The sequence below is a fragment of the Microbacterium terrae genome (genome assembly GCF_017831975.1).
Taxonomy (GTDB): Bacteria; Actinomycetota; Actinomycetes; order Actinomycetales; family Microbacteriaceae; genus Microbacterium; species Microbacterium terrae.
The window spans coordinates 2,972,338-2,987,635 of the sequence record NZ_JAFDSS010000001.1 but is presented as its reverse complement, the minus strand read 5'-3'; the positions used below and the strand labels follow the sequence as shown (position 1 = coordinate 2,987,635).

The 15,298-nt window shown below is 70.9% G+C and carries 10 protein-coding genes, 1 pseudogene and 1 riboswitch; of the genes and pseudogenes, 7 read left to right on the top strand and 4 right to left on the bottom strand.

Going from position 1 to position 15,298, the window contains the following annotated elements; all coding sequences use genetic code 11:
- Positions 1-169 precede the first annotated feature (169 nt).
- A complete protein-coding gene (locus tag JOD63_RS13650; protein ID WP_045274240.1) occupies positions 170-2,332 on the top strand; it encodes a DEAD/DEAH box helicase in 2,163 nt (720 codons plus the stop codon).
- A gap of 336 nt (positions 2,333-2,668) precedes the next feature.
- Here the strand turns inward: JOD63_RS13650 and JOD63_RS13645 are convergent, their stop codons facing one another.
- On the bottom strand, positions 2,669-3,937 hold the full coding sequence (locus JOD63_RS13645) for a nucleotide disphospho-sugar-binding domain-containing protein (RefSeq protein WP_052682270.1): 1,269 nt from the start codon (positions 3,935-3,937) through the stop codon (positions 2,669-2,671).
- A gap of 153 nt (positions 3,938-4,090) precedes the next feature.
- Between JOD63_RS13645 and JOD63_RS13640 the strand changes: the two genes are divergently transcribed.
- The gene (locus JOD63_RS13640) at positions 4,091-5,872 is read left to right on the top strand and encodes a glycosyl hydrolase family 18 protein (RefSeq protein WP_052682271.1); all 1,782 of its coding nucleotides are present in this window, start codon (positions 4,091-4,093) and stop codon (positions 5,870-5,872) included.
- A gap of 78 nt (positions 5,873-5,950) precedes the next feature.
- On the opposite strand, the gene JOD63_RS13635 is transcribed toward JOD63_RS13640, so the two are convergent.
- Positions 5,951-6,097: a hypothetical protein gene (locus JOD63_RS13635; RefSeq protein ID WP_157003914.1), complete on the bottom strand. Its 147-nt coding sequence runs from the start codon at positions 6,095-6,097 to the stop codon at positions 5,951-5,953.
- 23 nt (positions 6,098-6,120) lie between these two features.
- On the opposite strand from JOD63_RS13635, the gene JOD63_RS13630 reads away from it, so the two are divergent.
- Positions 6,121-7,464: a D-alanyl-D-alanine carboxypeptidase family protein gene (locus tag JOD63_RS13630; protein ID WP_245617925.1), complete on the top strand. Its 1,344-nt coding sequence runs from the start codon at positions 6,121-6,123 to the stop codon at positions 7,462-7,464.
- 34 nt (positions 7,465-7,498) lie between these two features.
- Here the strand turns inward: JOD63_RS13630 and JOD63_RS13625 are convergent, their stop codons facing one another.
- A complete protein-coding gene (locus JOD63_RS13625; RefSeq protein WP_045274241.1) occupies positions 7,499-8,608 on the bottom strand; it encodes an Rv2578c family radical SAM protein in 1,110 nt (369 codons plus the stop codon).
- Between the two features lie 93 nt (positions 8,609-8,701).
- A riboswitch (TPP riboswitch) is annotated at positions 8,702-8,814 on the top strand.
- On the opposite strand from JOD63_RS13625, the gene JOD63_RS13620 reads away from it, so the two are divergent.
- The 3 genes from JOD63_RS13620 to JOD63_RS18275 all read left to right on the top strand — a co-directional run bounded on the left by JOD63_RS13620 (position 8,805) and on the right by JOD63_RS18275 (position 12,892).
- Positions 8,805-10,427, top strand: coding sequence for a bifunctional hydroxymethylpyrimidine kinase/phosphomethylpyrimidine kinase (locus JOD63_RS13620; RefSeq protein ID WP_084613310.1), 1,623 nt, complete (start codon positions 8,805-8,807; stop codon positions 10,425-10,427). Its footprint overlaps the riboswitch before it by 10 nt.
- Complete coding sequence (locus tag JOD63_RS13615; protein WP_052682273.1) at positions 10,424-11,794, top strand: MFS transporter; 1,371 nt, start codon at positions 10,424-10,426, stop codon at positions 11,792-11,794. The genes JOD63_RS13620 and JOD63_RS13615 overlap by 4 nt, the downstream gene beginning before the upstream one ends.
- Positions 11,795-11,953: 159 nt before the next feature.
- The gene (locus JOD63_RS18275; RefSeq protein WP_045274242.1) at positions 11,954-12,892 is read left to right on the top strand and encodes a M15 family metallopeptidase; all 939 of its coding nucleotides are present in this window, start codon (positions 11,954-11,956) and stop codon (positions 12,890-12,892) included.
- Between the two features lie 123 nt (positions 12,893-13,015).
- Here JOD63_RS18275 and JOD63_RS18355 read toward each other — a convergent pair.
- Positions 13,016-13,717: pseudogene (locus JOD63_RS18355) on the bottom strand (DUF998 domain-containing protein); the annotation flags it as partial.
- Between the two features lie 367 nt (positions 13,718-14,084).
- Between JOD63_RS18355 and JOD63_RS13600 the strand changes: the two are divergent.
- On the top strand, positions 14,085-15,248 hold the full coding sequence (locus tag JOD63_RS13600; RefSeq protein ID WP_045274682.1) for an acyl-CoA dehydrogenase family protein: 1,164 nt from the start codon (positions 14,085-14,087) through the stop codon (positions 15,246-15,248).
- Positions 15,249-15,298 lie beyond the last annotated feature (50 nt).

Genomic DNA, 15,298 nt, shown 5'->3' with positions numbered 1-15,298 from the left:
GTCCAAGGGGCCGATGGTGAGCGCCGATCGGCGCTTATTGAACCATCACATGAATGGCCCCCGGCCGACGATGTTCCCGGGATGCTCGCGCCTGCTCCCGCAGCGCGGCTGCGCCTTGCCCCGAGCTGCTGCGACGGGTCGTGCGAGACAACCTGAGAAGGACACACCCATGCCCAAGAACAAGAAGCCCGCCGGCGGTCGCGCCGCGAAGAACTTCGAGCCGCGCTACGGCGCGAAGACCAGCTTCCAGGACCGCAAGCGCCGTCCGGGCGAGTCATCGGCAGGCAAGACCGGCAGCAAGAGCCCGTCGCACCGCGGCTACCGTCCGGAGGAGACGGATGCTGCGCCGAAGCGCCGCTGGAGCTCGCAGGAGAAGGCGGGCCGCGACGCGGCCCGCGGCATCCGCACCCACGCGAACGGCGATCGCCCGTCGCGCGACGACCGTCCCCGCTACGACCGCGATGACCGCGCCCCGCGTCGTGACGACCGCGGTGAGCGTCCCCGCTACGACAGCCGGGGTGAGCGTCCGCGTTACGACCGCGATGACCGTGCCCCGCGTCGCGACGACCGCGGTGAGCGCCCGCGTTTCGACAGCCGTGGCGAGCGTCCGCGCTACGACCGCGATGACCGCGCACCCCGACGCGACGACCGCGGTGAGCGTCCCCGTTACGACCGTGACGACCGCGCGCCGCGCCGTGACGACCGTGGCGAGCGTCCCCGCTACGACCGCGATGACCGCGCGCCGCGCCGTGACGACCGTCCCTCGAACGTACGCAACCGCGACCGTGTCGAGCGCGACGACCGCCGCTCCTTCGGCGACGCCCGCTCGTCGTACCGTGGCGCAGACTCGCGCCCGCGTCGCGACGACGAGCGTCCTCACTACGACCGCGATGCCCGTCCGGCTCGTGACGACCGCGAGCGTCCCCGCTACGACCGCGATGCCCGTCCGGCTCGCACCGATGACCGCACCGAGCGTCCCCGCTACGACCGCGACGCCCGTCCGGCCCGCCGCGACGACCGCACCCCGCGGCGAGGCGACGGCCCGAACCGCGCCGACTGGAATGCGAAGCCCGTCGCGCGCGACGAGCAGCGCGTCGACGTCGTGCACGAGCGCCTGCAGGCGCAGGCGGTTCAGGCCGAGTCCGTCGCAGACCAGGGGTTCGGTGACCTCGGCCTTGGTGAGAACATCGTGAAGACCCTCGCGTCGCTGGGCGCCGAGCGTCCGTTCCCGATCCAGGCCGCGACGATCCGCCCGATCCTCGATGGCCGCGATGTGCTCGCCCGCGGGCGCACCGGCTCGGGCAAGACCATCGCCTTCGGCGCTCCGCTCGTCGAGGCGATCCTGCGCAGCCAGGCCGGCAGCAAGCGCGAGTTCGGCCGCTCGCCGAAGGCACTCATCATGGCGCCGACCCGCGAGCTCGCCCTGCAGATCGACCGCACGATCCAGCCGATCGCGCGGAGCGTGGGCCTGTTCACCACCCAGATCTATGGCGGCGTGCCGCAGGCGCGCCAGGTGGGCGCGCTGCGCAAGGGCGTCGACATCATCATCGGCACCCCCGGCCGCATCGAAGACCTGCAGGCGCAGGGCAAGCTCGACCTCTCCGAGATCAGCATCGCCGTGCTCGACGAGGCCGACCACATGTGCGAGCTCGGATTCCTCGAGCCGGTGCAGCGCATCCTGCGCCTCACCGCCGACGGCTCCCAGAAGCTGCTGTTCTCGGCCACCCTCGACCGCGAGGTCGCCGCGCTCGTCGACGAGTTCCTCGTCGAGCCCGCCGTGTACGAGGTCGCCGGAGAGGATCAGGACTCGGGCACCATCGATCACCGCATCCTCGTGATCGACCACCGCGACAAGGCCGAGATCCTCAACTCGCTCGTGGACCGGGCCGGCAAGACGCTCGTCTTCGCGCGCACCCGTGCTTACGCCGAGATGCTCGCCGAGCAGTTCGACGACCAGGGTATCCGCGCACTCGCCCTCCACGGCGACCTCAACCAGGCCAAGCGCACCCGCAACCTCGAGAAGATGACCGCGGGCAAGGTGGACGTGCTGGTCGCGACCGATGTCGCCGCCCGCGGCATCCACGTCGACGACATCGACCTCGTCGTGCAGGCCGACGCGCCCGACGAGTACAAGACGTACCTGCACCGCTCCGGCCGCACCGGTCGTGCGGGCCGCTCGGGCACCGTGGTCACCCTGATCACCCGTCAGCGCCGCCGGCGCATGACGGAGATGCTCGACCGTGCCGAGATCGAGGCGCCGTTCGACGAGGTCAGCCTCGGCGACGACCTGATCGAGGAGCTCGCCGGCCGGCAGGTCGACCCGACCCGCTGAGTCGGGGCGTTTCGTCTCGCTGCGCTCGCTCAACGACCGGGAGCAGTCCGGTCGGGGGTGTTCGTCTCGCTGCGCTCGCTCAACGGCCGGGAGATTGCCCCATTCCGGTGGGGGCGTTTCGTCTCGCTGCGCTCGCTCAACGACCGGGGTGCACCCATTCGGGTGGGGGCGTTTCGTCTCGCTGCGTTCGCTCAATGACCGGGAGCGTGCCCCATTCCGGTGGGGGGCGTTTCGTCTCGCTGCGCTCGCTCAACGACCGGGGGCGCACCCATCCGGTCGTTGAGCGAGGAGCGCAGCGACGAGACGAAACGTGCCGGGGCGAACGCGTCCGAGCGGTCAGACGAGCGTCTCGAGCAGCTCCGCGGCGACCGCCGGTCCGCCGAGCGCCGTGAGCTGGGCGCCGACGCGGGCCGCGGCATCCCGGAACGATCGATCGGCAACGACGCGGTCGTGACCGGCCCGCACCTGCGCGGCGGTCGGAGTGCCGGTCTTGAGGTTCACTCCGGCACCTGCCCAGGTGACGCGGGACGCGATCTCGGGCTTGTCGAGGTCGCCCCCGCCGATCACGAGCGGGATGCCGTGGCTCAGCGCCGCGAGCGTGCCTCCCCATCCGCCATTCGTGATGACGATGTCGGTCAGGGGGAGCAGCGCGTCGTAGGGGATGAAGCCCGCCACCCGCACGTTGGCGGGCACCGGGAACGGCAGCTCGTCTCGCCCGGCCACGCCGGTGACGGCGACCACGAGGGCGTCGCTGTCGGCGAGTGCTTCGATCGCGGGCTGCAGCAGGTCGCTCGGATCGATGTTCTGCGTGCCCTGCGTGATGTGGACCACGCGGCGTCCTGCGAGGTCGCCCCACCACGGGGGAAGGGGGAGCGGGGCGCCGGCGGCTGCGGGCGCCGTGAGGCGTCCGACGAAGTGCAGGTGCGGCGGTCGGTCGCCGCGGTCGTAGTCGAGCAGGCGACAGCCGCTCGCGACGATGAGGCGGGGTGAGAACAGCGTCTGGTCGAGCGTCGCCTTCGACGGAGGGAGTCCGGCCGCCGCTCGCGCGTCGATGAGCGGGCGGCGGAGCGAGATCGAGAGGGCGGGCACCAGGGCGCGCAGCGCAGCATCCCGTGCCTTCGTGAAGACGTTCGTTCCCGGAGCCAGCCCCATGCCGCTCGGCGGACCCTCGGTGCCGACGATGTTCAGCGGCGTCACGCTGATGGTCGCCCACGGGATGACCGCGAGATCGGAGTGGAAGATCGCGCCGAGCGACACGTCGTCGCCGGCCACGGCATCCCATGGCTCACGGGCGAACTCCTCGGTGAGGTCGCGCACCTGTGCGGGGGCGGTCTTGATGAATACGTCCTGCACGTTGACGAGGAGCTGGCCGAGGCCCTTCTTGCCCACCAGGCGCGGGAAGGTCGCCGCGAGGTCGTTCTCGTCGAAGTCGGGGGCGTGATGCCACGGGACGAGGCGGGCGCCGGATGCCGCGACCCGGCCGGCGAACGCGTGTCCGGTGTAGATGCGCACGTCGTGCCCGCGCGCGACCAGCGCCGCGGCCACGGCGCTCACCGGCTGCACGTGCCCCGTGAACGGCATCGCAGAGAACAGGAACCGTGCCATGGCGACCTCCGGTCTTCACGAGCATGATCCCGCATCCGCTGATACTTCGGGGGTTCCCCTTCGGCGGGTGCTCCTGCCACAATGGGAGTCCGGGTATTTGTTAAGACGATTACCTAATTACCCGGACGCCACCCGCAACCGAAGGAGCTTGTGTTGTCCCCCCGAACCCCAGCCCTCGCGGTCGCGCTCACCGGAATGCTCGTCGCCGGTGTCTTCGCGGCCACACCCGCCGTCGCCGAGACAGGCGACGCCACCCCCACCACCACGATCAACGGCTACCGCAACGTCGGCTACTACGGCCAATGGCGCGCGACCGGAGAGGCGCAGGCCACCGTCAAGCGCGTCTTCGTCGACTCGGGTCAGGCGGCGAACCTGACCCACATCAACTACTCGTTCGGCAACATCGCCGGCGACCAGGCGGCTCTCGACACGGCCCGTGCCGCCGGCGTGCAGGGGCTCGACGGGGTCGAGCCGTACACGTGCTTCATCTCGGACTCGGCAGCCCCCGGCCCCGGTCAGACCGACGTCGCCGGCGACGCCGACAGCGACTTCGTCCACGCGTTCACCGCAGCTCAGTCTGTGCTCGGCATCGCCGACGGTGCCGCCAAGAAGCAGAAGCTGGCGGGCAACTTCAACCAGCTCAAGCAGCTCAAGCGTCTGTACCCCGAGCTGAAGATCAACGTGTCGCTCGGCGGATGGTCGTGGTCGAAGTCGTTCTCGAAGGCGGTCGCGACGCCCGAGCTGCGGTCCGACCTCGCCGAGTCCTGCATCGATCTGTACATCCGCGGCGATCTGCCCGTGGTCGACGGCCGGGGTGGCGCGGGCGTCGCCGCCGGCATCTTCGACGGCTTCGACCTCGACTGGGAGTGGCCGGGCGCACCCGACTGGGCCCAGGAGGTCGGAAACAGCGTCGACCCCGTGAATGACAAGGCGAACTTCATCGCGTTCGCCGCCGAACTGCGCGCGCAGCTCGATGCCGTCGAGACCGAGACCGGTGCCGACTACGAGATCTCGGCCTTCCTGCCCGCCGGTCCCACCCAGATCAACGCGGGCGGCTGGAACACCCCCGAGCTGTGGGCGAGCCTCGACTACGGCAACCTGCAGGGCTACGACCTGTGGGGCTCGTGGACGCCCGAGACCGGTCACCAGGGCAACATCTACGGCGACCCCGCCCACAACTGGGGTCTCGGCCTCGACACCGTCGTCGCCTCGTACGTGAACGCGGGCGTCGAGCCGTCGAAGCTCAACCTCGGCCTCGCCGCCTACGGGCAGGGGTGGAACGACGCCCAGCCCGAGCCCTGGACCACATCAGGCGGCGGCTTCGGCCAGCTCACCTGGGACCAGCTCGCCGGGCGCGACCTCGAGGTGCACCACGAGTACACCGCCGACGGCCGGTTCAACGCGACGTGGGCGTTCGACGCGGCGACCTCGCAGTTCTGGTCGCTCGACGACGAGGTCGCCGTGGCCGAGAAGACCGCCTGGGCCATCGCGCAGGGGCTCGGCGGCGTCGACTTCTGGGAGGTCGGCAACGACCGCGACGGCGACCTGTCCGCGGTGTCGGCGAACGCCCTGCGCGCCGCCGCTGCCGGTCCGGTCGCCGGCGACGAGGCGTCGGTGTGCGCATCGACGACGGATGCCGCCTCCACGCCGTGGAACGCCACGGTGACCTACCGCGCCGGAGACCTCGCATTCCTCGACGGGCGGGTGTTCGAAGCGCAGTGGTACGCGAAGGGCGATGCGCCCGGTGCATCCGTCCACGGCCCGTGGGCCACGCTCACCGTCTGCGGTGTCGCGGCCGGAACGGTGCAGGAGTGGTACGCCGACACGATCTACACGAAGGGCGACCGGGTCGTGCACGGCGGCGTCACCTACACCGCGAAGTGGTGGACGCGGAACCAGGAGCCGGGTGGCAAGAACGGGCCCTGGCAGCGCTGAGCCGGGGGCGGCGCGGACGCGGGTGCACTTCGGGTGCCCGCGTCCGCGTCCGCGTGCTCGGCGCCTGGCCGCCGGGTGTCAGGATGCGGTGCGCGCCGGCTGCTGCGCGCGAGGGCTGTGGATGATGCCGACCACGATGCGCTGCGTCGTGCGAGGATGCGACGGACCGACTCCGTTGCGGATGCCGGCACCCGCGCACACCGCCGCGGCCGCAGACCGCGACATGACCGACCCGTGACCGGAGCACAGTGACGACCCAGGAGAGCCCCGACGCGCTCGCCGACCTCGGCGAGCTGATGCGCGACGAGCAGGACTACGGCGACGCCGGCGGTGCTGCCGATCCGGTGGCGCGGCGACGCCGCCGACGTGGCTGGCTCATCGCGGCGGCCATCGTGCTCGCGATCGTGCTCGGCTGCGGCGGATACGTCGCCTGGGCGACCAGCGCGGCGCTCCCCGACCCCGAGGGGTCGATGTCGGCACCGCGTGCCCCAGAACCGGAGCCGGTCGCACTCACGCTTCCGTCCGACGGGGCATCCGCGCTGTGGGTGACCGGCGCGGAGGAGTACCTCGGCGCTGAGGAGCCCGGCATCTGGGCGGTGAGCGGCCCAGATGGTGCGCGACCGATCGCGAGCATCGCGAAGATCGTCACCGCTCTCGTGGTGCTCGACGCGCATCCGCTCTCCGGCGACGACCCGGGGCCGACGCTCTTCTTCGACCGCGCCGACCACAAGCTGTACGACAAGTACTACGTCATGGACGTGACGATCGCCCCGATGCCGATCGGCAGTTCGATGTCGCTGCGCGATGCGCTCGCGACGATGCTGATCCCGTCTGCCAGCAACTACGCCGAGGCGATCGCCGAGTGGGCCTTCGGGTCGCAGTGGGCGTACACAGAAGCAGCGCGGCGATGGCTCGACGAGAACGGCCTCGGCGACACGGCGATCGTGGATGCGACCGGCGTCGACGCCCGGAACACCAGCACCCCGACCGACCTCGTCGTGCTGGGCAGGCTCGCGGCCGCGAACCCGGTGATCGCCGAGATCGCTGCGACGTCGGAGATGTCGGTGCCCGGCGCCGGCCGCATCGCGACCACCAACACCCTTCTCGGCACGGCGGGTGTCACGGGCCTCAAGACCGGCAACCTCGGCGAGAGCGGGTCGAACCTGCTCTACACGGCGACGATCGACGTCGGCGCGGCCGAACCGCTGTCGATGGTCGGAGTGGTGCTCGGAGGATCGTCGAAGGATGCCGTCAACGCCAGCGTGACCGCGCTGATCGAGAGCGTCCAGTCGGGGTTCCGGATGGTCTCCGTCGGCACCGGGGGCACGACGGTCGGGGAGTTCACCGTTCCGTGGGGCGACTCGGTCGACGTAGTACTCGGGGAGGGCGCCTCGATCTTCGTCTGGTCGGACACGCCGATCACCGTGGAGCTCGAGACGACGACCCCGACGTCGTGGGATGACGGGGCGGTCGTCGGCACCGTCACCTGGACATCCGGTCCGAACAGCGTCTCGGTGCCCATCGAGATCGCGGGCACGCTCGATGAGCCGACCGACTGGTGGCGGCTGACCCACCCGACGCTGTTGGGCTGACCCGTCACGGCCTGTCGGCCGGGCCTGGCGCGCCTCAGAACAGTCGCGGCGGGGCTGCGGCCGGTGGGGTGGCGGGCACGCGCATCGCTGTCGCTCGTCCGCGTGACGTCGTCACGATTCCCGCGGCGCGCGCGTCGGCCCGCGCCGCGAGCCCGGCGACGGGCGTGCCGCGCGGATGGTCGTCTTCCGCGCGACCGTCGAGCCCGTGCACGCGCAGCAGCGGGCGCACGCGTTTCGCGAGCCAGGTGCGATAGCCCTTGGGTGCCGTCGCAGAGGCTCCGGGGTACAGGCCGCGGTACGACGACACCAGCTCGGGGTGGTGCTGTTCGAGCCACTGCAGGAACCACTGTTTGGCCCCCGGGCGCAGGTGGAGGGCGCCGTACACGACGCGCACCGCGCCCGCCTCGCGGATGCGGGTGAGAGCGTGGTCGATCATCGCGATCGAGTCGGTGAGGTGGGGGAGGATCGGCATGAGGAAGACCGTCACGGCGAAGCCCGCCTCGGTCGCAGCGCGCACCGTCTCGAGTCGCGCCGTTGCGGACGGCGTGCCGGGTTCGACGGCGTGCTGCAGGGCGTCGTCGAAGATCGCGATCGACATCGCCAGCGACACGTCGACGCGCTCGGCGGCGCGGGCGAGCTGCGGAAGATCGCGGCGCAGCAGCGTGCCCTTCGTGAGGATGGAGAACGGCGTGCCGCTCTCGGCCAGCACGTCGATGATCCCGGGCATCAGGCGGTACCTGCCTTCCGCACGCTGATAGGGATCGGTGTTGGTTCCGAGCATCACGGGCTCGTGCATCCACGTGCCCTTGCGCAGCTCCTTCTGCAGTACCTCGGCCACGTTCACCTTGACGATCACCTGGGTGTCGAAGTCGCGCCCGGCATCGAGCTCGAGGTACTCGTGCGTCCCGCGGGCATAGCAGTATACGCATGCATGACTGCATCCGCGGTACGGGTTCACCGTCCAGTCGAAGGGCATTGCCGAGGCGCCCGGAACATGGTTCAGCGCGGTGCGCGCGAGCACCTCGTGAAAGGTGACGCCGGCGAACTCGGGGGTCGTCACCGAGCGCACCAGGCCGCTGAGATGTTCGAGGCCGGGCAGGGCGGCGGCATCCGTTACTCCCAGCTCTTGACCCTGCCAACGCATGTGAACATACGAACAGATGTTCTAAACAATGTCAAGAGCGGTGCCTTCTGAATAGAACATCGAGCGCTCGTGCCGTCAGGCGCTAGGCTCGTCGGCAGTGACACGGGGTGCCGCCCGCGTAGTCGCGATTGCGACGGGTGGCTGAGAACACACCCGTCGAACCTGATCTAGTTCGAACTAGCGAAGGGATGTCGCAATGCGCGATCGCCTGTCCATCGACCCTTCCCACTCTCCGGCGAGACCGCGGATCCCCCGCGTGCTCAGCATCGCCGGGAGCGATCCGTCCGGCGGCGCCGGAATCCAGGCCGACCTCAAATCGATCTCCGCCGTCGGCGGCTACGGCATGGCGGTGATCACGGCGCTCACAGCGCAGAACACCCGCGGTGTCAGCGCGGTGCACGTGCCGCCGGTGGAGTTCCTCACGGACCAGCTCGACGCGATCGCCGAAGACATCGCGATAGATGCGGTGAAGCTCGGGATGCTCGCGAACGCCGACGTGATCCGCGCCGTCGGGGCGTGGCTCGACCGCACCCGGCCGCCGGTCGTGGTGCTCGATCCGGTGATGGTGTCGACCAGCGGTCATCGCCTGCTCGACGCCGATGCCGAGGAGGCGATGATGCAGCTGCTGCCGCTCGCCGACCTCGTGACCCCGAACGTGGCCGAACTCGCGGTGCTCGCCGGCGGCGCTCCCGCCGAGACGTGGGACGAGGTGCTCGCGCAGGCCGAGGCGGTATCGGCGCGGCACGGTGTGCGGGTGCTCGCGAAGGGCGGTCATCTCGCCGGCGACGACGCGCCCGACGCGCTGGTGGACGCGGCATCGGGTGAGGCGTGGATGTTCGCGGGGTCGCGCATCGCGACCACCTCGACGCACGGCACCGGATGCTCGCTCTCGTCGGCCGTCGCCACGCTGCGGGTGTCGTGCGGCGACTGGGCGCCCGCGATCGACGAGGCTCGGCAGTGGCTGCGCGAGTCGCTGCGCCACGGCGACGAGCTGGAGGTCGGCGGCGGACACGGCCCGGTGCATCACTTCTCCGGGCTCTGGGCACGTGGCGGGGTGCAGACCGCGCCGACCGCTGCCGAGGTCGAGGCCGACTGGTGGAATGAGATCGCCGATGTGCGCGCCGGCATCGACGACCTGCCGTTCATCCGCGCGCTCGCCGACGGCACGCTCGGGCGCGAGCCCTTCCTCAGCTACATCGCGCAGGACGCGCTCTATCTGCGCGACTACGCGCGTGTTCTCGCCGAGGCTGCGCGGCTGGCGCCCGACTCGGCCGCGCAGGCGTTCTGGGCGCAGTCCGCGCACGGGTGCATCATCGGCGAGCTCGAGCTGCACCGGGAGCGCCTGGGTGGGCACGACGGCGTGCCTGCACGGGCGGATGCCACCACCACCGCCTACCTCGACCACCTGCTCGCGACCGCCGCGCGCGGCGACTACGCCACCCTCACGGCGGCGGTGCTGCCCTGCTACTGGCTGTACACCGACCTCGGCGTGCGTCTGGCCGACGGACACTTCGGCTCGCGCCCGCAGGACGCAGACCACCCGTACGCGTCGTGGCTCATCACGTACGCCGACCCCGCCTTCGCCGATGCGACGCGGCAGGCGATCGACATCGCCACGGGTCTGGCGGCAGCGGCGACGCCCGAGGCGCGCGCGCGGATGCTCGCCGCGTTCCGTCGGTCGGCCGAGCTCGAACTCGCGTTCTTCGACGTGCCGCTCGGGCTCACGAGTGCCGGCGACCGAGACGAGGAGCGGACGGATGCCGCTCCCGCGGCCGAACCCGCTGCCACCACCGCACCGGTCGAGGCGGTGCCCGCGTGACCGTCACAGGCCCGGTATCGGCCACAGACCCGGCATCAGCCACTGGCTCGGCATCCGTCACCGATGTCGCATCCGCGGCGGTCTCCCCGCCCGCTGCCGCAGGCCCCGAGACCGCTCGAGCCTCGCGTCGCGCCGTGGTCGCGGCATCCGCCGGCACCGTGCTCGAGTGGTACGACTTCTTCCTCTACGGCACCGCGGCGGCGCTCGTCTTCCCCACCCTGTTCTTCCCCGAGAGCGCCCCGGGTGTGGCGGTGCTGCTCTCGCTCGCGGTCTTCGCGACCGGCTTCGTCGCGCGGCCGCTCGGCGGCATCGCGGCGGCCTGGCTCGGCGACCGCGCGGGGCGACGCACGGCGCTGATCGCGACCGTCGTCGTGATGGGAGTCGCGACGGCGGGCATCGGCGTGCTTCCCACCTACGCGCAGGCCGGGGCGCTCGCGCCCGCGCTGCTCGTGCTGCTGCGTCTCGCGCAGGGGGCGGCCACCGGCGGGGAGTGGGGTGGCGCGGCGCTCCTCGCGGTCGAGGGCGCACGGTCGCGCGGAGCGCGCGGGGCGTTCGTGCAGAGCGCGGTGTACGTCGGGCTCATCCTCGGGAACCTCGCCTTCGTGGTGCTGACCCTCACACTGGATGAAGCGGCTCTGCTGTCGTGGGGCTGGCGCATCCCGTTCCTCGCGAGCCTTGCGCTGCTCGCGATCGCGCTGCTGCTGCGCCGTGGCGTTGCCGAGACGCCCGAGTTCGTGGCGGCGCGTGCCGCCGACCGCCTCGCGCGCCGGCCGGTGGTCGACGCGCTGCGCCGGCCGCGCAGTGTCGTGGCGGTCTTCCTGATGCGCGTCGGCCAGAACACCGCGTTCTACATCGTCTCGGTGTTCTGCCTCGGGTACGCGGTGAACACCCTCGGGCTCGACCGCAGTGTGACGCTGACCGCCCTGCTCGTGGGCGCCGGTCTGGCTGCCGTGCTGTGCCCGCTGTGGGGTCGCCTCGGTGACCGCATCGGGCCGTTCCCGCTCGTCGCGGGTGGGCTCGTCGCGCTCGGGGTGCTGGCGGTGCCGCTGTTCGCGGTGCTCGAGGGCGGGGTCACGGCGCTGGTCGTCGGTGTCGTCGCGCTCGCGATCGGCGTGGCCAATGCCGCGGCAGACAGCGTGCAGCCGGCGTGGTTCGCCGCGCTGTTCGATGCGCCGGTGCGCTACTCGGGGATCACGCTCGGGCGCGAAGCGGGTGCGATCGTCGGCGGCGGACTCGCGCCGCTCGCCGCGGCCGCGCTCGCCGTCGGCGTGGGGCACTGGTGGCCGGTCGCGGTCATGATGGTGCTCGCCGCGGGGCTCGGACTCGTGGGGGCGGTGCTCGCGCGCACGATGACGACCGACATCTGAGGCGGCTGTGCGCGGGTCGTGGTCGCGCGTCGCGCCGGGCGTGGTCACAATGGAAGGGTGACGGCGCCCCCACCGCACGAATTTCCAGCCTCCCGACGTGCGCTCAGGCATGCCGCGGCGCCGCTGCCCCTGCGCCGCCACCGGGGGACGGGCTCGCACGTGCGTCCGGCGCGGCTCCGGCGTGCCGCCTTCGCGGCGGGTCTGCTCGTGGTCGCGGCGTCGTTAGTGGGAGCGACGGCGGCGATCACCGCAGCGACGGCGGGTGCCCCGACCGCGTCGGATGCCGGTGAGCGGACGGATGCCGACGAGCCGGTGTCGCTGTCGCACATCTCGGTGCTGCCCGTGCCCGATGTGGAGCAGCGCGCCCTCACCGACGACATCTGCGCGCTCGACGGCGTCGCCGCGGGACTCGCTTCGGGTGACGACACCGCGGTGATCGAAGCCGCCGGCGGCGGTGAGATGCTGCGGGCCGCGGTGGCTGCGGGTGAGGCTCCGTGCATCCCCCTCGACGACCCGGCGCACCTGTGGGTCGTGGTCAACAAGACGCGGCCGTACAACCCGATCGACTACCGGCCGAGCGGCTTGCAGATGCCCGACGGCGTGCGCAATCTCGCCCAGGGCTCGATGCGCGATGTCGCGGCGGTGGCGCTCAACGACCTGGTGACCGCGGCGCGCGATGCAGGAGCGGGCGAGATCGCGCTCGAGAGCGGCTTCCGCTCGTACCGGACCCAGGTGCAGTCCTACGGCTCGCAGGTCGCGTCGCGCGGTGTGTCGGGCGCCGACCTCGTGAGTGCGCGGCCCGGGTACAGCGAGCACCAGTCGGGGCTCACGGCTGATGTGGTCGCGTGTGCGGGTGGATGCGGGTCGCTGGACGACCTCGCGGCCACGGCCCAGGGCGAGTGGATCGTGGAGCACGCCTGGGAGCACGGCTGGATCGTGCGTTATGAGAGCGCCGAGACCGGCACGACGGGGTACGTCGGCGAGCCCTGGCATCTGCGTTACGTCGGCCCCGACCTGGCGCGGGCGTATCACGAAGGTGGATGGCGCACCCTCGAGGACTTCTTCGGCCTGCCGGCCGCTCCCGATTATCTGGACTGAGCTTCGTGCGTCGTGCCGCGGCATCGCGCTCGGCGTCGGACGCGTGTGCTCCGGGAGGACGCGTGACAGCGACAGCAGCCAGATCCCCATCGTCACGAAAGCCACGAACTCGAACAGCGCGAGCGTGATGAGCCCGCAGGTGAGCACGACCATTCCGGCCGCGAGCAGTGCGGCGCACGAGGCTGTCGCCCGTGCGAAGCGTCGACCGATACCCGGGATGCAGAGGCCGGTCAGAACCGTCGACAGGAACGACAGGCCGAGACCCGTCGCGATGAGGTCGTGCATGGTCGGGCTCACCGGAATCGGGATGAGTCCCACGGCCGTCAGGTGAAGACCTGCCGAGACGACCGACCCGCGGAAGGCGCGCGACCTCCGGCGGCTCATGCCGCCCGGGAGCACCGCCGCGAGAAGCACGCCGTACACGGCCAGGAAGAATCCGGCGAAGATCGTGCTCGCGTTGAAGGTGCGTCCCGACAGGTCGGAGTGCGTGCCGAGCTGCGAGAAGTGGTGGTGCCACCACGTCGGCTCATGTGTGGTGAGCACGGCGACCAGCACGCCGACGGGAAGTGACAGCACCGCGAGGCGGCCGACGCGGTGCGCGATGACAGGGGTCGCGGATGCGGTCGCCGCGGATCCGGTCGCCTGGATCGCCGCCGCCCCGACGCGCACGATCGCGGGACCGCCGATCGGGCTGTCGAGCGCGGGGCTGCTGCTCGTCGGGCTGCTGCTCGCCGGGCTGCTGCGGGCGGGGGAGAGGAGGGTGAGGGTGGGGCTGGTGAGGGTGGGGCTGGTGAGGGCGCGCTGGGAGAGGGCAGCGTGTGGCATCGGCTCGCATCCGTTCGGTGTGGTGTGCCCCGGTTCGGGCGACCCCACGCGCCCCACCGGGACAACGTCGGCCTTGACAAGAAGGTCCCCAGTCACGGACGAACGCCGAACCGCATTTAGCTCCAGATCCACGTGCCCCCGGTCGCGGCAAGCCGCTTAGGGAGAAGAATAGTCGGCGCCGCCGAGATGCGCCTGGAGGCATCCGACAAAAGCGGAAACGCAGTTCCGTCCTCAGTAGAACCCAATCTCACATACCAATCGGTATGATCGTGTTGCACGACTAGGATGGTGCGCGGGTGCGTCCTCGCAGGCGGCTGATCGTCGCCGCCGCGCACGCATCCACTCGAGGACGAGAGGAATGGCGCATATGGAGCGCGACATCTACGACGAAGACCACGAGGCGTTCCGCGACGTCGTCAAGGAGTTCATCAAGCGCTACGCGACCGAAGAGAAGCGCAAGCAGTGGGATGCCGACGGTGAGATCGACCGCGCGACCATGCTCGCCGCCGGTGAGGCCGGAATCATCGGTCTGTCGGTGCCGGAGGAGTTCGGCGGCGCGGGCATGCTGCAGGACTACCGCTTCCGCGCGATCGTGCTCGAAGAGGTGATCGGCGCCGGCCAGGGTTCGCTCGCCGGCGCGCTCGGCATCCAGGACGACCTCGCCGTGCCGTACATCGCGCACATGGGCACGCAGGAGCAGAAGGAGAAGTGGCTGCCCCGCATGGCCACCGGTGAGATCCTCGGTGCCCTCGCGATGACCGAGCCCGGCACCGGCTCAGACCTCCGCGGCATCAAGACCACCGCCAAGAAGGTCGACGGCGGCTACATCGTCAACGGCGCGAAGACGTTCATCTCGTCGGGCAAGACCGCCGACATCGTCGTGACCTTCGTCAAGACCGGCGAGGGCAACCGCCCCGACGCGTTCAGCCTGCTGATCCTCGAAGACGGCATGGAGGGCTTCGACCACAGCAAGAAGCTCGAGAAGATGGGCTTCCACGGCTGGGACACCGCCGAGATGTCGTTCGTCGACGTCTTCGTGCCCGAAGAGAACCTCATCGGCGGCAAGGAGGGTCTCGGCTTCATCCAGCTCATGATGAACCTGCCCCTCGAGCGCCTGTCGATCGGCGTCGCGGCCGCCGCCGCGGGTGAGGCTGCGTTCGTCTGGACGCGCGACTACACCGCGAGCCGCGAGGCCTTCGGCCAGCCCATCTCCGACTTCCAGAACACGCGCTTCAAGCTCGCCGACATGGCGACCACGGTCGACGTGATGTGGGCGTACATCGACCGCGCGATGATGCTCTACAAGGACGCGAAGCTGACGGCCGAAGAGGCCGCCAAGGTCAAGTTCTGGGCCACCGACCGCGAGTGGGAGCTGCTCGACGTCGGCGTGCAGCTGCACGGCGGCTATGGCTACATCACCGAGTACCCGATCGCCCGCGCGTTCCTCGACGCCCGAGTGCACCGCATCTACGGCGGCACGAACGAGATCATGCGCGACCTCGTCGCCCGTCAGATCGTCGGCAAGCGCTGATCGATCTCTGACGAGAACGGATGCCGCGGCCCGGCCCCTGACGGGGTTCG